This window comes from Brachybacterium tyrofermentans (assembly GCF_039526165.1).
In the GTDB taxonomy this organism is placed as follows: Bacteria; Actinomycetota; Actinomycetes; order Actinomycetales; family Dermabacteraceae; genus Brachybacterium; species Brachybacterium tyrofermentans.
This window is the reverse complement of record NZ_BAAAIR010000079.1, coordinates 1-1,568: the sequence shown is the minus strand read 5'-3', so window position 1 is coordinate 1,568 and position 1,568 is coordinate 1. Positions and strand designations below refer to the sequence as shown.

Here is a 1,568-nt window from a genome sequence, read left to right as displayed (position 1 = left end):
CCCTGCGTGTCAGGGTGAGTTGAGACCAGTGGTTCATAGCAAGTCCGCCTCCGCAGGGCGAGATCAGGATCAACAACCATGAGTAGTTCCATGCTTTCCGCAGTGCCGTCCGCGGTCGATGATGGAGTCATGAGCACTTCGCATCCCCGTGCCGGCGGGCCTCATCGTCGCACCTTCACCCCGCAGCAGAAGCTGGCCCATCTTGAGGCCTACGAGCAGGCCCGGGACCAGAACGAGGGCGGTGCTTACCTGCGCCGCGAGGGCTTGTATTCCTCGCTGATCACCGAGTGGCGTCGCCTGCGTGACGCCGGGGTGCTCGAGGGCAAGTCGGCCGGTCAGAGTGTTGGTCGGCCCAGCAAGGACCAGGCTGAGATCGCCCGGCTGCGTCGAGAGCTGGAGACGACCCAGCAGCGGCTGGGCCGGACCGAGGCGGCGCTGGAGATCATGGGAAAAGCACGCGCGCTCTTGGAAGACATCTCCGAGAGCGCGGACACCGAGACGAAGCGCAAGCGGCGCTGATGGACGCCTATGACCAGCTGACGATCTCGGGGACCAATACCCGGGCCGCGGCTGGCCTGACCGGGGTGCCCCGCGCGACGGCCCTGCGCCGCCGGTCCCGGACAGTGCCCACCCCGCTGGAAGCGAGGGAGCCGGCGAACCGTCTGACCTGCGCCGAGAGGGCCACGGTGCTGGCCGTGCTGACCAGTACCGAGTTCGTCGATTCCACTCCGATGCAGGTCTTCGCCACCCTGCTGGACCGCGGTGTCTACCTCTGTTCGGTCTCGAGCATGTATCGGATCCTGGCGGAGCACACGATGGTCAAAGAGCGCCGTCGCCAGGCCCGTCATCCTGCCCGGAAGATACCGGAACTGGTGGCCACGGGGCCGGGCCAGGTCTATACCTGGGACATCACGAAGCTGGCGGGGCCGGTCAAGGGCGTCTACTACGACGCCTACGTGATGATCGATATCTACTCCCGCTACATCGTCGGAGTCCACGTCCACGCCCGCGAAACAGGCCTGCTGGCCGAGGAGATGATGCGTGAAGTGTTCACTATCCACGGCATCCCGGACGTTGTCCACGCCGATCGGGGCACCTCGATGACCTCGAAGTCCGTCGCTACCCTGCTCAGCGATCTGGGAGTCGTGCGGTCGCACTCGCGGCCGAAGGTCTCCAATGACAATCCCTTCTCCGAGGCCTGGTTCAAGACGTTGAAGTACGCGCCGGTCTTCCCCGAACGGTTCACCTGCCTGGCCGCTGCGCGCGGGTTCCTCGACGAGTTTGTGACCTGGTACAACCACGAGCACCGCCACCAAGGACTCGGCCTGCACACCCCGGCAGACGTCCACTACGGCCTCGCCACCGCGAAGGCCACCGAGCGCGTCCGGGTCCTCGCTACGGCGCGTGCTGCGCACCCCGAGCGGTTCGGCACCGACCACACCCCCAAGGCCCTCGCCCTGCCCGAGGCCGCCTGGATCAACAAACCCCACCAACAAGAGCAGCACCAGCCCAACTACGAGATCGCCGCCTAACTCCCACTGGTCTCATCCACCTTGACAATTTCCGGT

1 protein-coding gene is annotated in these 1,568 nt (G+C 65.8%); it reads left to right on the top strand.

Translation table 11 applies throughout. The features are described 5' to 3' along the window. Window positions 1-129 precede the first annotated feature (129 nt). Window positions 130-1,532 (top strand): IS3 family transposase gene (locus tag ABD093_RS18300; protein ID WP_377802274.1). Its coding sequence is split into 2 segments (ribosomal slippage): window positions 130-487 and window positions 487-1,532, totalling 1,404 coding nucleotides; the frame shifts between segments, so codons are not numbered across the junction. The last annotated feature ends 36 nt before the right edge of the window (window positions 1,533-1,568 follow it).